The organism is Desulfobacterales bacterium, from assembly GCA_034520365.1.
In the GTDB taxonomy this organism is placed as follows: Bacteria; Desulfobacterota; Desulfobacteria; order Desulfobacterales; family Desulfosalsimonadaceae; genus M55B175.
Genome location: JAXHNP010000002.1, coordinates 585114 through 605063 on the forward strand (window position 1 = coordinate 585114; position 19950 = coordinate 605063).

Annotated in this window: 18 protein-coding genes; 3 read left to right on the forward strand and 15 right to left on the reverse strand. The window is 53.6% G+C overall.

Features of this window, described 5'->3' with window-relative positions; all coding sequences use genetic code 11:
* Positions 1–2: 2 nt before the first annotated feature.
* The 6 genes from U5L07_02955 to ileS form a co-directional block, all read right to left on the reverse strand.
* Positions 3–2882, reverse strand: coding sequence for a DEAD/DEAH box helicase (locus tag U5L07_02955; GenBank protein ID MDZ7830691.1), 2880 nt, complete (start codon positions 2880–2882; stop codon positions 3–5).
* A 35-nt stretch (positions 2883–2917) separates the two neighbouring features.
* The gene (locus U5L07_02960; protein MDZ7830692.1) at positions 2918–3121 is read right to left on the reverse strand and encodes a hypothetical protein; all 204 of its coding nucleotides are present in this window, start codon (positions 3119–3121) and stop codon (positions 2918–2920) included.
* A gap of 224 nt (positions 3122–3345) precedes the next feature.
* On the reverse strand, positions 3346–4794 hold the full coding sequence (locus tag U5L07_02965) for a hypothetical protein (GenBank protein ID MDZ7830693.1): 1449 nt from the start codon (positions 4792–4794) through the stop codon (positions 3346–3348).
* Positions 4787–5566 (reverse strand): prolipoprotein diacylglyceryl transferase, encoded by a 780-nt coding sequence (gene lgt, locus U5L07_02970; GenBank protein ID MDZ7830694.1) that lies wholly within the window; start codon positions 5564–5566, stop codon positions 4787–4789. The genes U5L07_02965 and lgt overlap by 8 nt, the downstream gene beginning before the upstream one ends.
* A gap of 23 nt (positions 5567–5589) precedes the next feature.
* Positions 5590–6084 (reverse strand): signal peptidase II, encoded by a 495-nt coding sequence (gene lspA / locus U5L07_02975; GenBank protein ID MDZ7830695.1) that lies wholly within the window; start codon positions 6082–6084, stop codon positions 5590–5592.
* 13 nt (positions 6085–6097) lie between these two features.
* The gene (gene ileS / locus U5L07_02980) at positions 6098–8899 is read right to left on the reverse strand and encodes an isoleucine--tRNA ligase (GenBank protein MDZ7830696.1); all 2802 of its coding nucleotides are present in this window, start codon (positions 8897–8899) and stop codon (positions 6098–6100) included.
* A gap of 219 nt (positions 8900–9118) precedes the next feature.
* Between ileS and U5L07_02985 the strand changes: the two genes are divergently transcribed.
* The 3 genes from U5L07_02985 to U5L07_02995 all read left to right on the forward strand — a co-directional run bounded on the left by U5L07_02985 (position 9119) and on the right by U5L07_02995 (position 11405).
* A complete protein-coding gene (locus U5L07_02985; GenBank protein ID MDZ7830697.1) occupies positions 9119–9553 on the forward strand; it encodes a four helix bundle protein in 435 nt (144 codons plus the stop codon).
* Between the two features lie 138 nt (positions 9554–9691).
* A complete protein-coding gene (gene dtd / locus U5L07_02990) occupies positions 9692–10147 on the forward strand; it encodes a D-aminoacyl-tRNA deacylase (protein ID MDZ7830698.1) in 456 nt (151 codons plus the stop codon).
* A gap of 7 nt (positions 10148–10154) precedes the next feature.
* Positions 10155–11405, forward strand: a complete 1251-nt coding sequence (locus tag U5L07_02995; protein ID MDZ7830699.1) for a D-alanyl-D-alanine carboxypeptidase — start codon at positions 10155–10157, stop codon at positions 11403–11405.
* A gap of 247 nt (positions 11406–11652) precedes the next feature.
* On the opposite strand, the gene folE2 is transcribed toward U5L07_02995, so the two are convergent.
* The 9 genes from folE2 to lon all read right to left on the reverse strand — a co-directional run bounded on the left by folE2 (position 11653) and on the right by lon (position 19794).
* A complete protein-coding gene (gene folE2 / locus U5L07_03000; GenBank protein MDZ7830700.1) occupies positions 11653–12438 on the reverse strand; it encodes a GTP cyclohydrolase FolE2 in 786 nt (261 codons plus the stop codon).
* 57 nt (positions 12439–12495) lie between these two features.
* Entirely contained in the window at positions 12496–13218 is a 723-nt protein-coding gene (locus tag U5L07_03005) for an ATP-binding protein (protein MDZ7830701.1), read from the reverse strand.
* Positions 13219–13249: 31 nt separating this feature from the next.
* Positions 13250–13471, reverse strand: coding sequence for a DNA-directed RNA polymerase subunit omega (gene rpoZ, locus U5L07_03010; GenBank protein MDZ7830702.1), 222 nt, complete (start codon positions 13469–13471; stop codon positions 13250–13252).
* Positions 13472–13490: 19 nt separating this feature from the next.
* On the reverse strand, positions 13491–13958 hold the full coding sequence (gene greA, locus U5L07_03015) for a transcription elongation factor GreA (GenBank protein MDZ7830703.1): 468 nt from the start codon (positions 13956–13958) through the stop codon (positions 13491–13493).
* Positions 13959–13961: 3 nt separating this feature from the next.
* Positions 13962–15041, reverse strand: coding sequence for a 3-isopropylmalate dehydrogenase (locus tag U5L07_03020; GenBank protein ID MDZ7830704.1), 1080 nt, complete (start codon positions 15039–15041; stop codon positions 13962–13964).
* A gap of 47 nt (positions 15042–15088) precedes the next feature.
* The gene (locus U5L07_03025; GenBank protein MDZ7830705.1) at positions 15089–15763 is read right to left on the reverse strand and encodes a phosphatidylserine decarboxylase family protein; all 675 of its coding nucleotides are present in this window, start codon (positions 15761–15763) and stop codon (positions 15089–15091) included.
* A gap of 138 nt (positions 15764–15901) precedes the next feature.
* Positions 15902–16285, reverse strand: a complete 384-nt coding sequence (locus U5L07_03030; GenBank protein ID MDZ7830706.1) for a four helix bundle protein — start codon at positions 16283–16285, stop codon at positions 15902–15904.
* A gap of 309 nt (positions 16286–16594) precedes the next feature.
* A complete protein-coding gene (gene tsaB, locus U5L07_03035; protein ID MDZ7830707.1) occupies positions 16595–17341 on the reverse strand; it encodes a tRNA (adenosine(37)-N6)-threonylcarbamoyltransferase complex dimerization subunit type 1 TsaB in 747 nt (248 codons plus the stop codon).
* Positions 17338–19794 carry an endopeptidase La gene (lon, locus tag U5L07_03040; GenBank protein MDZ7830708.1) on the reverse strand — a complete coding sequence of 819 codons (2457 nt, stop codon included), beginning with the start codon at positions 19792–19794 and terminating at the stop codon, positions 17338–17340. Before lon ends, tsaB begins: the two co-directional genes overlap by 4 nt.
* Between the last annotated feature and the right edge of the window lie 156 nt (positions 19795–19950).

Consider the following 19950-nt stretch of genomic DNA (forward strand, 5'->3'; position numbering starts at 1 on the left):
TCCTACCAGTCGACGGGAATCCGAACCGCCTGCCCCGCCTTGTTCTGAAACAGAAGGTAGCCGTTTTTCCGGCCGTAAAGATAAACCTCATGGGTAATTTGAACATCTATCCGGCAGTATTCGACGATATCATCCAACCGGCCTTCTTTCCACCATTTTAGCGCTTGCAGCCCATCCGCGCTTTTTTCGATACCAAGGCTCACCTTGGCCAGATGGTTAAGCGAAAGCCGGTAACCCAGCCGCTGATAAATAACCTCCAGCATATCCAGGGTATTCAAACAAGAAAAATCAAAATCCGAATACCCGCTTAGCACCTGATAGTCAAACCGTTTGATGTTAAACCCGATAATGAGTGCCATCTGCTGCATGTGGGCAATCAGGGCCGGCACATCCGATTCATAGTAGTTATGATATTGGCCGGTCTTCGAATCATAGAGGACCACGCAGCTAAGCCCCATTTTATGCGACCGGTGCCAGCCGCCAACCTCATCGGCTGAGCGCTGGGTTTCAAGGTCAAGCACGCCGTAATAAATTTCTTTTTCAGCGTCCTTTTCTGCCGGCTTGGCCGCCGTCTGGTTAGGGGTTGTATCTGTTCCGGCATCGCCTGCGGGCGTTAAGGGGGTTTCCGGATCGACAAGCTTGTCCAGAACGCTTAAAGCGGCCAGTTTATCGATCGGCCGGTTTCCGGAGCCGCATTTGGGCGAGTGCACGCAGGAGGGACAGCCGGCCTCGCAGTCACAGGTGTTTATCACTTGATAGGTATGGTCCATCAGGTCTTCGGCCCGGGCATAGGCCTGGCGCGTCAGGCCGATCCCGCCCGGGATGCCGTCATAAATAAATACCGCCGCACATCCGACCTGCGGGTGAAACGGGATGGATATGCCGCCCAGATCATTCCGATCCGTCAGGATAAGGAGCGGGCAAATGCCGATGGCCGCATGCTCCACTGCATGGATGCCGCCCATGAAATGCATCTGCGCCTTTTCGACCGCCGCCTGCACCGGGGGCGGAATCTGAAACCACAGGCCATCGGTTTCAAAAATCTGGGGGGGCAGATCCAGGTCAATGATGTTCATCCGTTTTTTTGAGTGCAGGTGCCATTTTTCATACCCGGTGACCTTGTCCGTGACTTTAAGCCGGCCGAAAAATATCCGGGTGCCGTAGACCGCCTTTTCCGAATACACATCGAGGATCTCCGTCTGCTTATCCGCCCGGACCCGGGTATAATAGGTGGGCCGGGCCGGGGTGACCGATACGGTCATGGTGCTGATATCCAGTTTCTCCACGCGAAAGGTCTGGCCCATGTGAAGGTATATGGCGCCGGGATGGGTTTCCCGGAAGGCGCGGAACCCGTCAATATCGCCCAGATTCTCCCCGGTGCTGGACTCAATGATGCTAAACTGGTCCCCGCCCCCCCGAAGATCCACAAACCGGTGCGGCGACTTTAATGCCGAAAAGTAGCAGTCCCCTTTCGCACTTTTTAAGAGCTGGCCGTTTTGCTCCAGTTTTTCCGCAGAGCGGCGGACCGGACCAACCTTAAGCCACTCATCACGGGTATCCAGCGGCAGTTCCGCGGCCGCGCAAAGGAGATGCTTTTTCAGAATATCCGGATTATAGGGATTTATCACCGCGGACTCCGGGCCCTTTTCAAAAAAAGCGGCCGGATGCCGCATGATATATTGATCCAGCGCGTCCTCACCGGCGATCAGCACCATTGCGGAGTCGTCTCCGGTTCGGCCCACCCGGCCGCCCCGCTGCCAGGTGGACATAATGGTGCCGGGATAGCCCACCAACAGACACAAATCCAGATCCCCGATATCAATACCAAGCTCTAAGGCGCTGGTTGAAATTACGGCCAAAAGCTCGCCGGAGACCAGCTTCTGCTCGATCTCCCGGCGCTGACCCGGCAAAAACCCCGCCCGGTAGGCGCTGATTTTACCGGCAAACTGGCCGCTCCGGCTGCCCGCCCAGACGGAAATGAGCTCGGTCATTTTCCGGGACTGGGTGTAGACAATGGTTCGCAGGCCCCGGTGAAGGGCGGCCTTTAACAGCATAATCGCCGCATTGGAAGGACTTGCATCCGGATTTAAAAACACCAGATGGCGTTTTCCCCGGGGCGCGCCGGATCTGGATTCTGTCACCACCGGCATGCCGGTGAGCGATTCACAAAGCTCCGCCGGATTGGCAATGGTGGCGGAGCTGAAGACAAATGTGGGGCGGCTGCCGTATTTTTCGCATACCCGGCGGAACCGTTTAAATATCTGGGCCATGTGCGAGCCCATAACCCCCCGGTACGTATGCACCTCATCCACCACCACGGTTTCCAGGTTGGCAAACAAATCCGCCCATTTGTCATGATAGGGCAAAAATGCGAGATGCAGCATTTCCGGGTTGGTCAGAATCACATTCGGCAGATTGCTGCGGATTTTTTTGCGATGCCAGGCCGAGGTGTCCCCGTCATAAATGGCGGCCCTTGGCGGATTTTCGTCAAAATGGGCGGCCATGGCTTCAAATGTGCGCAGCTGATCCTGGGCCAGCGCTTTCAGGGGAAACAAATAGATGGCCCGGGACTTTGGATTGGCCTGGATGCGCTCTATCACGGGGAGGTTATAGATCAGGGTCTTGCCGCTGGCCGTTGGGGTTGAAATGACTGTATGCCGGCCGTTTCGGATTTCGTTAACGGCATTATACTGGTGGGTATACAGGGCATCGATATCCAGTGCGGACAGCATCTGGCGGATGCCCTGTGAAAAGGCGCTTTTGTCTGTCACATAATCCGGCGGCTTTTGGGGAATTTCCCGGTGGTAAACCACCTGATGCCGCATCCGCCTGGATGCGCGCAGCGCCTCGATGTATTCATCAATATTTGCCTCAGGGTGCATGGCGTATATGGCGCGTTAAGAAAATATTCAGCGGTTCACCGCTTTGCGGAGAACATGTCTTTCAGAATGGCCATCACATTGCCGCCGCGCTGCCTGGCGATGCTATGGGCCTGGGAAACGACATCAGCCGCCTGCTGCTTCAGTACTGATTTCTCCGGCAATGGCTGCTCCTGCTGTTTATAGCGCCATTCAAGCAGCTTTAAGGCAAATTTTTCTTCCTGTTTTCTGATAAATCCCATTTTTAATAGGTATTGGGTGTTGGGTTTTAGGTATTGGGTATTCGGTTTTAGCCAAAATATAATACCCGGTCCTCAGCTAATTACCGCATTAATGTCATTAACTTTAGCCTTTCGCCCCTGTCTTTCCGAGGAGCGCAAGCGACGAGGAATCTTAAAAGTTTATGCAATCAAAAGATTTCTCCCTGTCGCTCGAAATGACAACCGAGTCAATTTTCACTCTGAAACTAATGGCATTGATTGTTACAAATCGAAATAATTACTTCCTGCAGCACGAATTCCGGGACGCGGCCGGTTGTCTTAAGCGAGACATCGGCCTCATGCAGCCGGTTTATCGCGCCGACCAATTCGTTCCGGGAAAAATTGGCCGCTTTTCGAAACTGCTGATAAACCGGATACGGATTGTTCGGCTGCCGGGCGATGATCTGCTCGGTGGCCGGTTTCTTCTCCCGGCCGCCGCCGGCTTTATTTGAATCATCCGTCCAGGTGCCGATTTTATCCATTAACGCCTTATCATAGGATTGAATCACCGGCATCACAAGATTTTTAAACTGATCATAGGAGATTCCCGGCTGCCATCGGTGCCCGGCGTCGCTGTCTATAAACCCCTTGATCAACAGGAGGCGCCGCATTTGATTGGTAATCGCCATCAGCACCTGGAGGTAATGATAGCCGGCATCCAAAAGTTCGGAAAGCAGCCGCAGGGCAGCCGCCGTATGCTTATCCGATACCGCGCCGGTTAATTCATAAATCGGCTCTTCCCGGCTTTTGGAAAGCACCGCCTGAACATCTGCTGCCGCGATGGTCTGCCGGGTCCCGGTATAACTGATCAGTTTTTCAAGCCCCCGGGAGAAGGCGTGCATATCAAACCCGATCAGCCCATACATGGCGTCAAACGCCCCGGGCGCCATTTTTTTGCCCGCTGCTGAAAGAATCTCTCTGGCCTGATTATATATCAAGCCCTGCCGGGCATCGCGGTCTTTTTTCCGGGTCCCTTTGGCCACTGAACAGTCGATTGCGATACCGCTGCTTTTGATGGCCTTATACAGGCCGGTACGCTTGTCCGCGGCATCCGCGGTTAAAATCAGATAATGCCCCTTGGGAAATCCGCGCTTGATGGCATTTAAAAGAAGCGTCGCCTCATCCGAGACTTCCGGCACCTGAAGGCCCTGATTCTGGCAAAACCGGACAATGCTGTTTATCCAGTCAAGCCCGCCATAGGCATCTGCATCCACTTGGAATTTTTCGGCAAATGCCTGCGGCCCGACATCCTCAAGCGCCATATGGGACCGGCCCAGCAGGCGTAAAAACAGATCCGCCGCCTTTTCCCAGTCACTGTTGTCACATGCTTTTTTGATCTTCTTGATCGCTTCCGCCTGGTTCCGGGTACCGGTAAACACCATGGCATTGCGCAGCACCACGATCCGGCTGCCTGAGAAAAAGGAATAGGTGTTTAAGTCCTCCAAAAGATCCGCCACCTGACTCTGGTCCCGGTGCTCGAGCGATTCAACGCTCTTCGCCTGCTCCGCGGGGTCGGGAACAATCGCGTCGATCAAATCCTGGCAGGCCTTCTGGCAGAGATAGGGCTCGCCGAAAATAAGATAAACCGGGGAAAAACCGGATTTTTTGGCCTCGGAAAGATATTTGGCAAGCGCCTGATGAGCGATTTCAGCCATTTTTGTCCGAAACTTTGGCCTTTTTGGAAAGGATTGTCAGCATGATCAGCGCCACCACCACAGAGCCTATACCGATGACCTGGGAGACGGAGAATACATCCAAAACCATTGCCCCCCGGTAATCCCCGCGGAAAATCTCGATCGTCGACCGGGCCGCGCCGTAAAACAGGACATACAGCCAGAATATCTGGCCGTTAAACCGTTTGCCGCGGCGCAAAAAAAACAACACCAGAAAGATCAAAAGATTGGCAGCCGAATGATAGAGCTGGGTGGGATGAAGCACCACATTGAGCGGAGCCAGGGATTGCGGATGGGTAAATGTAATCGCCCAGGGCAGCTCACAGGTCCGGCCATAACAGCATCCGGCGAACAAGCAGCCGATGCGGCCCATAAAATGGCCGAGCGGAAGGGAGAGCCCTGCAATATCCGCGGTTTTGCCAAGCGGCAGGCGATAGACCCATAAGTAAATGAGCACCACACAGGCCGCCCCGATAAACCCGCCGTAAAAGACCAGCCCGCCGTTCCATATCATAAATATCTCAATCGGATGGGCTATAAAATAGGATATGTGCGTGGCCACGTAAAACAGCCGGGACCCCGCGATGGCGGCCAAAATGATGTAAAAGCAGAGGTCCAGGATTCTGTCCGCGTCCAGGCCCAGCCGCCTGGCTTCATAGCGGGCGAAGAAAATGCCGGAGAGCACGCCCAGGGCCACGAACATCCCGTATGTGTGGAGGGCGAACCCGTTAAACTGAATTAATATCGGAAACATAGAAGCTTATGCCCTGGCTTGAGTTATTCAACCGGATATTTTTTGGTAATCAGATAGCCGGCGAAAATGATCATGCCGATGGTAATGGCGCTGTCCGCGACATTAAACGCCGGCCAGTGGACGGTGCCGACGTACAAATCGATGAAGTCCACCACATGACCGAAGCGGATGCGGTCGATTAAATTGCCGACCGCGCCGCCTACAATCAGGGAAAAGCCGGAGAGGAGCCATTTGTACTTCGCCGGCGTGCTCCGGTACAAATAAAGGATCAGGGCAACTGCGAGCAGAGAAAAAAAGATAAAAAAAAGCGCCCGCACCTGCGCGCCCTGCCCGGCAAAAAAACCGAACGCCCCGCCCGGGTTCTGCACATGAACGAGGTTGAAAAAACCGGGAATGACCGGGATCACCTCACTGCGGCCGATACCCTGAAGCACCCACCACTTGGTGAGCTGATCCGCAATCACCACTACGCCGGCGATCATTAGCAGCCGTGCATATTTTTTAATCCAGGGGTTCAAAGCGGACGCTCCCTTAGCCGGTAATTTGAACAAGGGCCTGGCGGCAGCGGCTGCAGATTTCGGGGTGCTCGTTATCCGCGCCCACCGAAGTATCATGCACCCAGCAGCGCGGGCATTTGTCCCCGGGCGCGGGCATCACCCTGATAAACAAATCCGTCATATCCGTTCCCTCGCCATCGTTATTTGCGTTTTCGGCGGGTTCTAACCGAACATCGGATACAATGAATATGGCACGCAGATCCCCGGCATAGGGCAGAAGCAGTTCATACAGATCCTTCCCGGCAAAAAGCCGCACCGAGGCATCCAGGGAATGGCCGATGGTTTTTTCCGCCCGGGCTTTTTCAAGCGCCTTGGTAACCTCGCCGCGCACCTCAAGAATTTTCTCCCATCTCGCAGCCAGCTCATCATCCTGAAAATCCGGGTTTGGGGCGGGAAAATCCGTCATATGCACGGTATGCGCCTTTTCTCCGGCATAGGGGATGAACTGCCAGATCTCATCCGCGGTAAACGGCAGAATCGGCGCCATGATCTTTGTCAGCCCATCGATCAGCATGTGCATGACCGTCTGGGCGCTGCGCCGGTCCACGGAGTCCGGCGGAGACGTGTACAGACGGTCCTTTAAAATGTCCAGATAAAAGGCGGACAAATCAATGGTGCAGTAATTGTAGAGGGTGTGGTAGACCCCATGGAACTCGAATTCATCATAGGCGGCCCGGCATTTGCCGATAAGCGCCTGAAGCCCGTGCAGCATATACCGGTCCAGCTCGGGCATGGATTTACTTGCCACGGGGTGGTCCGCCGGATCATAATCATAGAGGTTGCCTAAGATAAACCGGCAGGTATTGCGAATCCGCCGGTAGGCATCGCTTAACTGCTTCAGGATGTTATCAGAAATCCGGATATCATCCTTGTAATCCGAAGCCGCCACCCAGAGCCTCAAAATTTCCGCGCCGTACTTGTCTATCACCTTTTTCGGGGCGATGACATTGCCCATGGACTTGGACATCTTCTTGCCTTCACCGTCTACTACAAAGCCATGGGTCAGCACCATCCGGTACGGGGCCTTGTTCTTAGAGCCCACTGCGGTTAAAAGCGAGCTGTGAAACCAGCCCCGGTGCTGGTCGCTGCCCTCGAGATAAAGATCCGCGGGCCAGCGAAGATTTTGCCGGTCATCCAAAACCGCGGCATGGCTCACCCCGGAATCAAACCAGACATCCAGGATATCGGTCTCCTTATCAAACTCCGTGCTGCCGCAGGCCTCGCATGAAGTGCCCTCAGGCAGAAACAAGCCCGAATCACTTTCAAACCAGATATCTGCGCCATGTTCGGCAAACAGCTCAAAGATCCGGTCAATCACCGCCTGATCTACGTGGAGTGCGCCGCACTTTCGACAGTAAAAAACAGTAATGGGCACGCCCCAGGAGCGCTGGCGGGAGACGCACCAGTCCGGCCGGTTGGCGATCATCCCGTAGATCCGGTCACGCCCCCAGGACGGGATCCATTTTACGGTATCAATGGCCTTAAGGGCTTTTTCGCGCAGTCCGGTTTTATCCATGGAAATAAACCACTGCGGGGTGGCCCGGAAAATCACCGGTTTTTTGCACCGCCAGCAGTGCGGATAGGAGTGGCTGAAGGTATCGGATGCAAGCAGGGCCCCGCTTGATTTTAATGCTTCAATAATAGCGGTATCCGCTTTAAACACGAACTGGCCGGTAAAAAGATCCACTTCGTCGGTAAAACAGCCCTTGTCATCCACCGGGGAAAATGCGGGCAGATCATAGTGGCGGCTGATGTCAAAGTCTTCGCGGCCGTGGCCGGGCGCGGTATGCACGCACCCGGTGCCCGCCTCCAGGGTCACATGCGAGCCCAGGATAATCAGAGACTCCCGGTCATACAGGGGGTGCCGGCATTTCAGATTCTCAAACGCATGGGGATCCACATCCGCCGGAATTTTATAATCGGCTATCCCGAACTGCTTCATACAGTTTTCCACCAGGTCCCGGGCCAGGATATAGACCTCGCCGCCGGCCGCTTCAACAGCCGAATAGGTAAAATCCGGATGCAGCGCCACGGCCAGATTGGCGGGAAGGGTCCAGGGCGTGGTGGTCCAGATCACCAGATAAACGGACTTTCCGGCAACCTCGGGAATCTTGTCTGCAACGTCATCCTTTAAGGCGAATTTGACATAAATGGACGGGGAGGCTTCATCCCCGTATTCGATCTCTGCCTCAGCCAACGCGGTTTTACAGCTGCAGCACCAGTGGATGGGCTTTTTGCTGCGAAAGAGGCTCCCGTCCAGGGCAAACTCGGCGCATTTTTTGGCAATGGTGGCCTCATACCGGTAATTCATGGTCAGATACGGATCATCCCACTGCCCCATCACGCCCAGCCGCTTAAACTCATCCTTTTGAATCCCGATGTATTTTTCCGCAAACTCCCGGCAGGCCTTGCGGATTTCAACCCGGAACATATCCTTTTTCTTCGGCCCCAGTGTCTTGTCCACGGCGTGTTCGATGGGAAGGCCGTGGCAGTCCCAGCCGGGAACGAACACGGCGTCATAGCCGCTCATCTGATGGGAGCGCACCACAATATCTTTTAATATCTTATTTAACGCGGTCCCGATATGGATGTTGCCGTTGGCATAGGGCGGGCCGTCATGCAGGATAAAAGGCTCCCGGCCGGCGGACCGGGCCCGGATCTTCTCATACAAGCCGTCCGCCTCCCACTGCTTTAACTGGGCCGGCTCTTTCTGCGCCAGGTTGGCTTTCATCGGAAATTTGGTTTGCGGCAGATTCAGGGTATCCTTGTAATTCATGAAAGTGGCTCCTCGTTCACTGAATCATAAAAGCGATCGTATGGCCGGCGCTTTTCTGCCGGAGATGCGGTCGAGCGATATATTTGACGAAATTTAAAATTTATTAAAATAAGCCAGAAAAGATTTCTATGTCAAGGAAATTAGCAGGAAATTCAGGGCTAATTTGTTCTGTATCCAAATCGAAATCGCTATCGGGATCGGGATCGAAATCGAAAAAATATGACCCTTGGACACGAAAAACTGGACGTCTATCGCCTTTCAATAGGCTACGTTGCATGGGTTTACGAGAAGGCCGACAGCCTGAACGGAGTCCATCGGCCCGCCCGGGATCAATGGCTTCGGGCCAGCCAGTCGATACCGCTCAATATCGCCGAAGGTAATGGCAAGACCGCGGAAGCCGACCGAAGGCGTTATTTCGAAATCGCTCGTGGCTCCGCGCTTGAGTGCGCGGCGATTCAAGATGTGCTGGTTGTCGGCAAGGCGCTGGACAAGATGGAAAGCCGGAACCGCAAGGATGAACCCGACCGTATGGCCGCGATGCTCAGCCGTCTCGGCGGAAGAGGATACCAAGTTCGAGAGGATCAGGAAGTCTACAGCATCGATTTCGATCCCGATAGCGATTTCGATCCCGAGGAAAACGAATCCCAACCTTAGCGTTAACAGGACCGGGGGTATGGATTTTGCGGTTAGAACAAATTAGCCGTGGCAGGAAATTAGCATGCCTTGACATCCGGGCCGGGGTCTGTTTAAAAAAGTAGATGAAGTGAAATTGGAAATCGGGGAGAAAAGGCTATGAAAGCGGTGATCCAGCGGGTAAAGGAAAGCGCGGTATCGGTTGACGGCAAAACCATCAGCCGCATCGGCCCGGGGCTTCTGGTGCTTCTGGGCGTGTCCCGGACAGATGGCGAATCCGACGCGGCCTTTCTGGCGGATAAAGCCATAAACTTACGTATATTCGAGGATGAAAACAATAAAATGAACCTGTCATTGCTGGACACCGGCCGCGCCATGCTCGTGGTCTCCCAGTTTACCCTGCTCGGCGACTGCCGCAAAGGCCGGCGCCCCTCATTTATCAATGCAGCGAAACCGGAGAACGCCGAGCACCTATATGAATACTTTGTCCGGAAGGTAAGAGAAAACGGGGTGCCGGCTGAAACCGGCCAATTCCGCGCCATGATGGATGTCTCCCTGATAAATGACGGCCCGGTCACCCTGATCCTGGAAAGCCCGCCGGCGGAAAACGGATAAGAGCGGCATGAAGAACTGGATGGGCCGCCAATGCCGGCACAAATCTGTTTATTTCCTGTTTTTCCTGATATCTGCTGTTTTCTGCATTTTCGCTTTCTGGATTTCCGGGCCGGCATGTGCGGCCGCAGAAACGCCGGCCGGGGCCATCAAGGCCATGGCGGGAAAAAATGATGCGGTACTGGTGAGCACGGAATCCGGAGAAGCCGTATTTTCCCATAACAGCCGCAAAAAGCTCGCCCCCGCCTCCGCGCTCAAGGTCTTAACCGCATTGGCCGCGCTCCATTACTTAGGCCCGGATTATCGATTCCCCACTGAATTCTACCGCACTCAAACAGATGATCTGCTGATTAAGGGCTATGGCGATCCGATGCTTGTTTCAGAGGCGGTATCAGACATTGCCAAGGTTTTAAAATCCCGAATTGACCGGGTTCAGAATATTGTGCTGGATGGCACCTATTTTAAAAACCCTGTTGACGTTCCCGGGGTGGCCGCCGACACGGAGCAGCCCTACAATGCGCCCAGCGGCGCACTTTGCGTTAACTTTAACACCATAAATTTTAAAACCCGAAACGGCCGGATCGTCAGCGCCGAGCCGCAGACCCCGATGCTTCCGGTGGCCTTAAGCCGGATTAAAGAAAAGAATCTGTCCGCAGGCAGGGTTCTCTTATCCGATCATTTTGGCGAGACGCTGGTTTATGCCGGCCAGCTGTTTGAACATTTCTTAACCCAGGCCGGGATCACCGTGTCCGGCCGCATCAGAGAGGGGGCCCTTAAGCCGCAAAAGGCGGATCTTATCTATCGGCATGCGTCCGAATATCCGCTGACTGAAATCACAAGGAGACTTTTTAAATATTCAAACAACTATATGGCCAATCAGGTCCTTCTGGCTGCCGGGGCAGCGGTTTACGGACCGCCGGCCACCCTGGAAAAGGGCGTGACCCTGCTTAGGCGATACTGCCAAAAGCAGCTTGGCATAACCGACATTGAACTGGCGGAAGGATCCGGCATTTCGCGTAAAAACCGGGCATCTGCCGCGATGTTTGATCGGATTCTCGCGGAATTTGCCGGATATTACGAATTGATGCCGAACAGCGGTAACATCTACTACAAAACCGGCACATTGGACGGGATTCAAACCCGGGTGGGCTATATTAAATCCGGGACAGGGCTTTATCGATTTGTCATCCTGCTAAATACAAAGGGCAAGCGGACGGAACCGATACTCGCAGAAATCAAAAAGTTGATTCAGGAACAATGACTTCTAAGTAACTTCACGGGTATTAGGTTTTGGGTATTAGGTATTAGGTTAATGAAATCAAAAATTTATGGTCGGCACGGTGGCCGACCCTACGATGAATCGGGTTTTTCCCCATTCGTAGGGCGGGCCACCGTGCCCGCCTGAAAAATAGATAGAACAAATTTACCGTGCCTCAGTGCCTTTAAAGTTATTTATAGGCTCGGTCCCGGGCGCACGGCCCGGGGGGAATACTTTCAAGGACAGCCTGCTAGATTTTTGGTCGATCCCCGCTGGTAATACACGCATAGGCGTTGTGGTTGTGGATGGACTCATAATTCTCCACCCCCACATCAAACCAGGTGATATTTGCGTCCGACTGCAGTTCAAGGGCGATATCCCGGACAATATCCTCCACGAACTTGGGATTGGCATACCCCTTTTCCGTAATAAACTTCTCATCCGAGCGTTTCAGCACCGAATAGATATCACAGGAGGCCGCGCGCTCAACCAGCTCCACCATGTCCTCAATCCAGATAAACTTTTTAAACCGGGTCCGCAGGCAAACCTTGCCCCGCTGATTATGCGCGCCCTGATCGCTGATTTCCTTTGAACACGGGCAGACCGAAGAGATCGGCACAACGATCTCGGAAACCAGATCCACCTTGCTGTCAGAATTGATCGAGCCCACAAACTGGCACGTATAGTCCATCAATCCCGGGGACTTGGACACGGGGGCGATTTTTTCAATAAAATAGGGAAACGTCACCTCGATATGGGCGGAGGCCGCATTTAGGTGGTGCTTCATCTGGCCCAGAATATCGGAAAAAGTTTTCAACGACAGCTTGGGACGGAAAAGATGCAGCATCTCCACAAACCGGCTCATGTGGGTGCCCTTGCATTCATGGGGCAGATCCACATACATGTTAATGGATGCCACGGTGTGCTGATGCCCGCGCCCGCGGTCCAATACGGTAATCGGATAGCGCAGGTTCTTGATGCCGACCTTGTTTATCGGCATATTGCGGTAATCCCGCTCATTCTGAACATCTCTCATGGTATTACAGTGTCGCATGGCTTCGGCTGGTCCTGGTTTGCTCCAGTTAAAAATCATCTACAGCAGATACTCCTGGTTCACATGACTCAACGAACGAAATATGTTGTCTTTTATATTTTTATTGCCCTGGTAAAGCCGGCCCAGGATATCTTTAATCTCCCGCCGCTTTGATGTTTTGGCAGTCGGACAGGGATTGTCAAACTCCGGGAACCCCTGATCGTCTGCAAACCGCTGGAGACGGGCCTCGTCAACAAATGCGAGCGGCCGTATAATGTGGAAACGGCCCTCAAACATCGGCTGCACCGGGCACATGGTGCCCAGGACGCCGGTGTAGCACATGTTGATAAAAAATGTCTCGACAATATCATCCTTATGGTGGCCAAAGGCGAGTTTGTTGCATCCCAGCTGCTCGGCGATTTCAAAGAGCCGCTGACGGCGGCGGCGGGCACATAAAAAACAGGGGTTCTCCAGATTTTCGCGGCTGTGGGCCACCACGCCGTTATCCGTATAATCGATGCGAAGCGAAAAACCTTGTGCTTCCGCCCACTCGTTCAGGCCCCGGTCAAATCCGCCGGGGAAGCCGGGATCGATATAGACCGGAAAGACCTCATAGGAGATCGGTATCCGGGCCAGCCGCTCGGTTAAAAACCACAGAAGGGTCAGGCTGTCCTTTCCGCCGGAGACCCCGACCAATATTCGGTCCCCGTCGGCGATCATGTCATACTGATGGATGGCCCGGCCAAGATCCCGGTTGATGGCTTTGTAATTATATTCTGACATGGCAGGTGGAGATTCGGCCCAGATCAGCCGATTATTCCGTTGATTCTTCTTCTGCCTCGGTTTCCGCTTCCTTGATAAAGACGTGACCCGCGGCAATTTCGCGCAGCGCAGTCACCACATCCTCGTTATCCGAATCTTTAATCAGGCGCGGGGCGCCCTCATTTAATTGACGGACCCGTTTGGTCGCCACATGGACCAGAAAAAAACGGTTTGGAATTCGTTTCAGGCAATCCTCTACGGTCACGCGTGCCATTGTTAACCCTCCAAATAATTTACAATATATCGATTAATTCGTAGTTGCGTTTGCCGGCCGGGGCCTGTATCACAATTTCATCGCCGAGCTGCTTGCCGATAATGGCCCCGCCGAGCGGGGATGTCACCGAGATCCGCCCCGCTTTGATACTTGACTCCTCCGGGCCCACCAGCTGATAGGTCACCTCATCGCCGGTATCAATATTTTCAAGCACCACCGTACAGCCGAATACGGCCTTATCTTTGGAGATATTGCGGGGGTCAATGATGTCGGCATTGGCCAGCTTATATTCCAGTTCGTTGATTCGGCTCTCCAGAAAACTCTGTCTTTCCTTGGCTGCATCAAATTCGGCGTTTTCAGACAAATCCCCGTGGGCCCGGGCGTCTTCAATGGCCTGAATATTACGCGGCCGTTCAACGGATTTCAATTGCTGCAATTCGGTTTTCAGGGTTTCATAGCCCTGGGGGGTCATGGGTATCTGTTTCACTGCTTAGGCTCCTGTTTGTCCGGATTTAATATAGCTTGCGACGAGATCGCCGACCTCGCTGGTCGAGTATCCCATCTTTCCGGCAGAAACATCCTTGATGTCATCCTTTAAAACTTTTTGAACCGCGGCCTCAACCGCATCCGCAGCCGGCTGTTCGCCGATCGTCTCCAAGAGCAGCTGTGTCGATAAAATGGCGGCGATGGGGTTAATAATCTGCTTCCCGGTGTACCGGGGGGCGGAGCCGCCAATGGGCTCAAACATGGAAACCCCTTCCGGATTAATGTTGCCGCCTGCGGCAATGCCCATGCCGCCCTGAATCATGGCGCCCAGGTCTGTGATGATGTCGCCGAACATATTGTCTGTGACGATTACATCGAACCACTCCGGATTCTTTACCATCCACATGCAAATGGCATCCACATGGGCATAGTCGGTTTCAATGTCCGGGTAATCCTTAGCCACTTCATAAAAGGTGCGCTCCCAGAGGTCAAAGGCATAGGTCAGCACATTGGTCTTGCCGCAAAGGGTGATCTTTTTGGACTTATTCCGGCCCCGGCAGTACTCAAAGGCAAACCGGATGCAGCGCTCCACCCCTTTCCGGGTATTGATCGATTCCTGAACCGCCACCTCGTCCGGGGTGCCCTGCTTTAGAATGCCGCCTGCCCCGGCATAAAGCCCTTCGCTGTTTTCCCGCACCACCACAAAATCAATGTCATCGGAGGTTTTGTTTTTTATTGGGGTATATACCCCTTCATAAAGCTTTACCGGCCGCAGATTAATATACTGATCCAGCGAAAACCGGAGATTTAACAAAAGCCCCTTTTCCAAGATGCCGGGCTTGACATCCGGATGGCCGATGGCGCCCAGAAAAATGCTGTCCACCTGCCTGAGTTCCTCGATCACAGAATCGGGCAGCACCTCGCCGGTTTTCATGTAGCGCTCGCCGCCCAGATCATAGTGATGATATTTCATTTCAAATCCATATTCAGCGGCTGCGGCATCCAGGGCCTTAAGCCCCTCGGCCACCACTTCCGGGCCGGTGCCGTCACCGGGGATTACTGCAATATTGTAGGCTTTCGTCATTCCTGTCGCTCCTTACGGTTGAATCAGTTCCAAAATTTAAATTTTTTCTACTCTAGATATCCGATAATCGATTGTCCCGCTTTCACCTTGTCGCCTTTGGCCACTTCGGCCGAGGCCTCCGCCGGCAGGTAGACGTCCAGCCGCGATCCGAAACATATCATCCCGAATCGCTCCCCCCGGCTTACTGCATCCCCGGGCTGGACCCGGCAGATGATGCGCCGGGCCACCAGGCCGGCGATCTGAACAAATCCGATTTTTTGCCCTTTTTCCGTTTCCAGGACAAGCGCCTGCTGCTCATTTTGCAAGGAGGCGGCCGCTTTGTCTGCTGAAACAAACTTGCCGGGCTTGTAAATCGTATTTTCAATGGTACCTGTATACGGAATCCGGTTTACATGCACATTAAAAATGGACATGAATATGCCGATTTTTAAGCACCGCCCCTCAATAAAGGGATTCTGATCAACCACTTCCGCCTGGACCACCCGCCCGTCCGCAGGGGATACCACGGCATTTTCCGGCGACGGCACAAACCGCTCCGGATCCCGAAAAAAATAGGTAATAAAAAAAGTGGCAATCAACCCCAGAATAGCGAGCCATGCGATTTCGAGCAGGGCAAAAACAAACGTGCAGAATGCGGCGGCCCCGATAAAGGGATACCCCGCATTTGCAACGGGCAAAGCGCTCGTCTGGGGAGGGTCCACTCGATTAAACCGATAATCCATGACCATCCACCCAGCTTGATATGTATAATGTAATCAAATTAATATACTTTAAGGAAGGAATTTTGTCAATAAATTTGGTGAGGCTGTCACGGCTAATTTGTTCTAACCGCAAAATCCATACCCCCGGTCCTGTTAAAGCTAAGGTTGGGATTCGTTTTCTTCGCTATCGGGATCGAAATCGGGATCGAAATCGCTATCGCTATCGAAATCGATGCTGTAGACTTCCTGATCCTTTCGAACTTGGTATCCTCTTCCGCCGAGACGGCTGAGCATCGCGGCCATACGGTCGAGTTCATCCTTGCGGTTCCGGCTTTCCATCTTGTCCAGCGCCTTGCCGACAACCAGCACATCTTGAATCGCCGCGCACTCAAGCGCGGAGCCACGAGCGATTTCGAAATAACGCCTTCGGTCGGCTTCCGCGGTCTTGCCATTACCTTCGGCGATATTGAGCGGTATCGACTGGCTGGCCCGAAGCCATTGATCCCGGGCGGGCCGAGGCTGTCGGCCTTCTCGTAAACCCATGCAACGTAGCCTATTGAAAGGCGATAGACGTCCAGTTTTTCGTGTCCAAGGGTCATATTTTTTCGATTTCGATCCCGATCCCGATAGCGATTTCGATTTGGATCTGGCCCGAAGCCATTGATCCCGGGCGGGCCGATGGACTCCGTTCAGGCTGTCGGCCTTCTCGTAAACCCATGCAACGTAGCCTATTGAAAGGCGATAGACGTCCAGCTTTTCGTGTCCAAGGGTATATTTTTTTCGATTTCGATCCCGATAGCGATTTCGATTTGGATACAGAACAAATTTGCCCTGATGAGGCTGTCCCGGGGATTATCCGGCTTGCTCCTGGTTTGCCCGGCCTAATAAAGATTGACCGCCCATTTTTTGTTCAGCATCAGAAGGCCGAATATACCAGGGATTCAGCTGGTAAAGCGGGGAGAACTGCCCTTGGATTAGCCGCCCTATTCCCAGTTTCCCGACGGTGGCGGCCCGAATGTCATCCTGTCCGGCCGGCGCAAAAGCGGCCCGGCGGCCGAGCAGCCCGGCGATTTTGTCCTGATACAGGCGGGCGCCGCTGCCGACAAACAGACACTCCCCGGCTATACCGTCGGATATGCCTGTGGACATGCCGGCCACTGCATCTTCAAGGGTTACGGCCGCGGCCGGCCAGACTTCTACCGGTGCGCCATTCCTCAATATATATCCCGCCGCATAAACCTCCCCTTTTCTGGCATCAATCATGGAACAGATCGGGCGGCCGGCACAGGAAAACTGATGGGCCAATACCTCCAGGGCGGACACGCCGGCAGCCGGCTTTCCGGTGGCAAAAGCAAGCCCCTTGATCGTGCTCAATCCGATGCGCAAACCGGTAAAACTGCCCGGGCCGATGGTCACGGCAAAGCCGTCCAGATCATGAACAGAAAGCCGGCACTGGGAAAGAAGCTGGTCGATCATGGGCATCAAGTGCGTGGAATGGGTATGCCCGTGATTGACCGTCAACTCGGCAAGCAGTCCCTGATTTTCAACCACGGCCACACTGCAGACCCGGGTGGCCGTGTCAACAGCAAGCACCCTCATTTGGCAGTACCCGCCCGGCCTTTATTCGCCGGCTTTTTGGTCCGGGCAGCGGTCTTTTTTTTGGGGGATGCTGATTGGATGAGGTCATCGCCAATGGCAATGGCAATCACTTCATCAATGGAGCCTACCGGGATAAAGCGGATTTTTCGCTTCACGCTCTTTGGAATCTCCGGGAGTTCATTCTTGTTTTTCTCGGGTATGATAATGGTCTTAATCCCGGCGCGCAAGGCACCGATAGCTTTTTCCTTAAGCCCGCCAATGGGCAGGACCCGGCCGCGAAGGGTAATTTCGCCGGTCATGGCCACAAAGGTATTGACCGGCCGATTGGTTAAGGCCGAGATCAGGGCGGTGGCCATAGAAATGCCGGCAGACGGCCCGTCCTTGGGAATTGCGCCGGCCGGGACATGGATATGCACATCCAGATTTTCAAAAAAATTTTTTTTCAGACCAAAATCCTCGCGATGCGCCCGCGCATAGCTGACTGCGGCCCGGGCCGATTCCTGCATGACCTCCCCCAGCTGGCCGGTGATGATCAGATCCCCTTTGCCTTCCAGAAGCGAGGCTTCCACATAGAGGGGCTCGCCGCCCGCCTGGGTCCAGGCAAGCCCGGTGGCCAGCCCTACCTGGCTTTCCTCCTGATCCATTTCCGGCTGATATTTCGGCACTCCCAGATAATGATGCAGGTTATTGCGCGATATATGGAAAGGGGGTTTTTTGCCTTCCGCGATGTTGCGGGCCACCTTACGGCAGATGCTGCCGAGCTCGCGCTCCAGATTCCGCAAACCCGCCTCTGACGTATATTCGGTGATGATCTGATTGAGCGCCTGGTCGCTTATCCGCAGATCCGCATCTTTTAGGCCGCACTCGTTTTTCTGGCGGGGGAACAGATGCTTTTTGGCGATAATCTCCTTTTCCTCCGTGGTATAGCCGGATAAGTGCACCACCTCCATCCGGTCAAGGAGCGCCGACGGAATGGTATCGGTCAGATTGGCGGTCAGGATGAAAAGCACACTGGACAGATCAAACGGGACATTCAGGTAGTGGTCGCTGAAGTTGGCATTCTGCTCCGGGTCGAGCGCCTCCAGAAGCGCAGCCGAGGGATCGCCCCGGAAATCACTGCCGACCTTATCGATTTCATCCATCATAAAGACCGGATTTTTGGTGCCGCACTGCTTCAACCCCTGAAGAATGCGGCCCGGCATGGAGCCGATATAGGTCCGCCGATGGCCCCGGATCTCCGCCTCATCATGGATGCCGCCCAAAGAAAACCGGAAAAATTTGCGGTTCATGGACGTGGCAATGGCCTGGCCAAGCGAGGTTTTGCCCACCCCGGGGGGACCCACGAAACACAGGATCTGCCCCTTCTTTTGGGGATTGAGCTTGCGGACGCTTAAGTATTCGAGAATCCGGTCCTTGACGTTTTTCAGGCCGTAATGGTGCTCATCCAGCATTTGCTTGACCCGCGGGATCTCAAGTACATCCTTGGTGGTCTTGCTCCAGGGAAGCTCCACCAGCCAGTCGAGATAAGTCCGGACAATCGTGGCCTCAGAGGAATCCGGGTGCATCTGCTCCAGCCGTTTTAACTGCTTTTCCGCTTCCTTGGCCGGCTCCTTGGGCAGCTTGGCCTTTTTGAGCTTTTTGCGGTAATCAGAGACCTCCTCTGTTTTCTCGTCATCGCCCAGCTCCCGGTTGATGGCCCGGACCTGCTCCCTGAGAAAATAATCCCGCTGGCTCCTGGAGATCTCATCGCGTACATCCGACTGAATCTTGGCTTGTACCGTAGAGAGCTCAACCTCCCGGGTCAGCAGATCATTGACCTTTCTGAGCCGTTCAATCGGATCCGAAATCTCAAGCAGCTCCTGGGCCTCCTCGATCTTTAGCTTTAAGTTCGAAGCCACCAGATCGGCCAGTTTGCCGGGATCTTCAATATCCTCTAACAGCATACCGATTTCGCTGGTATACTCACCGCGAATGTTTAGAATTTTTTCGCAGCTTTCCCGGATGTTACGCATCAATGCCTGATGTTCTACTTCAACAGATTCATATGAAATATCCGGAATTAAATTAATTTTTACATTGTAAAAATACTTTTTGGCGGTAAAGCGGGCGACCTGTGCTTTTTCAAGGCCCTGAATCAGCACCTTGAAATGGCCTTCCGGAAGTTTTAAAACGCGCAGAATCCGGCACACCGTACCGATCCGAAAGATGTCATCCGGCCTGGGATCTTCCACCGACGGATCCTTCTGGGTGGCGAGAAACAACATCCGTTCGTTGTCCATGGCCGCTTCAACCGCCTGGATGGATTTCTCCCGGCCGACATAGAGCGGCAGGACCATATCCGGAAAAATTACCACGTCCCGGACCGGCAGCAGCGCTAGTTTTTCAGGTATATCCTCAACCTGGTCATCTTCCTGGAGCAGAGTAACAAGATCATCTTTATCTGTTTCAGCCATGTTTCTCCTATATATCGGATAAGTAAATTTTTTTAATTTTATTTAATTTTATATTGATGCTCAAGCGGACGGTTATAAAGACCGATTTATATCACTAAACAAAATAATCACATACCAGTAAAACTCAATGGCACAAAGTCAGATTCATTCATCCAT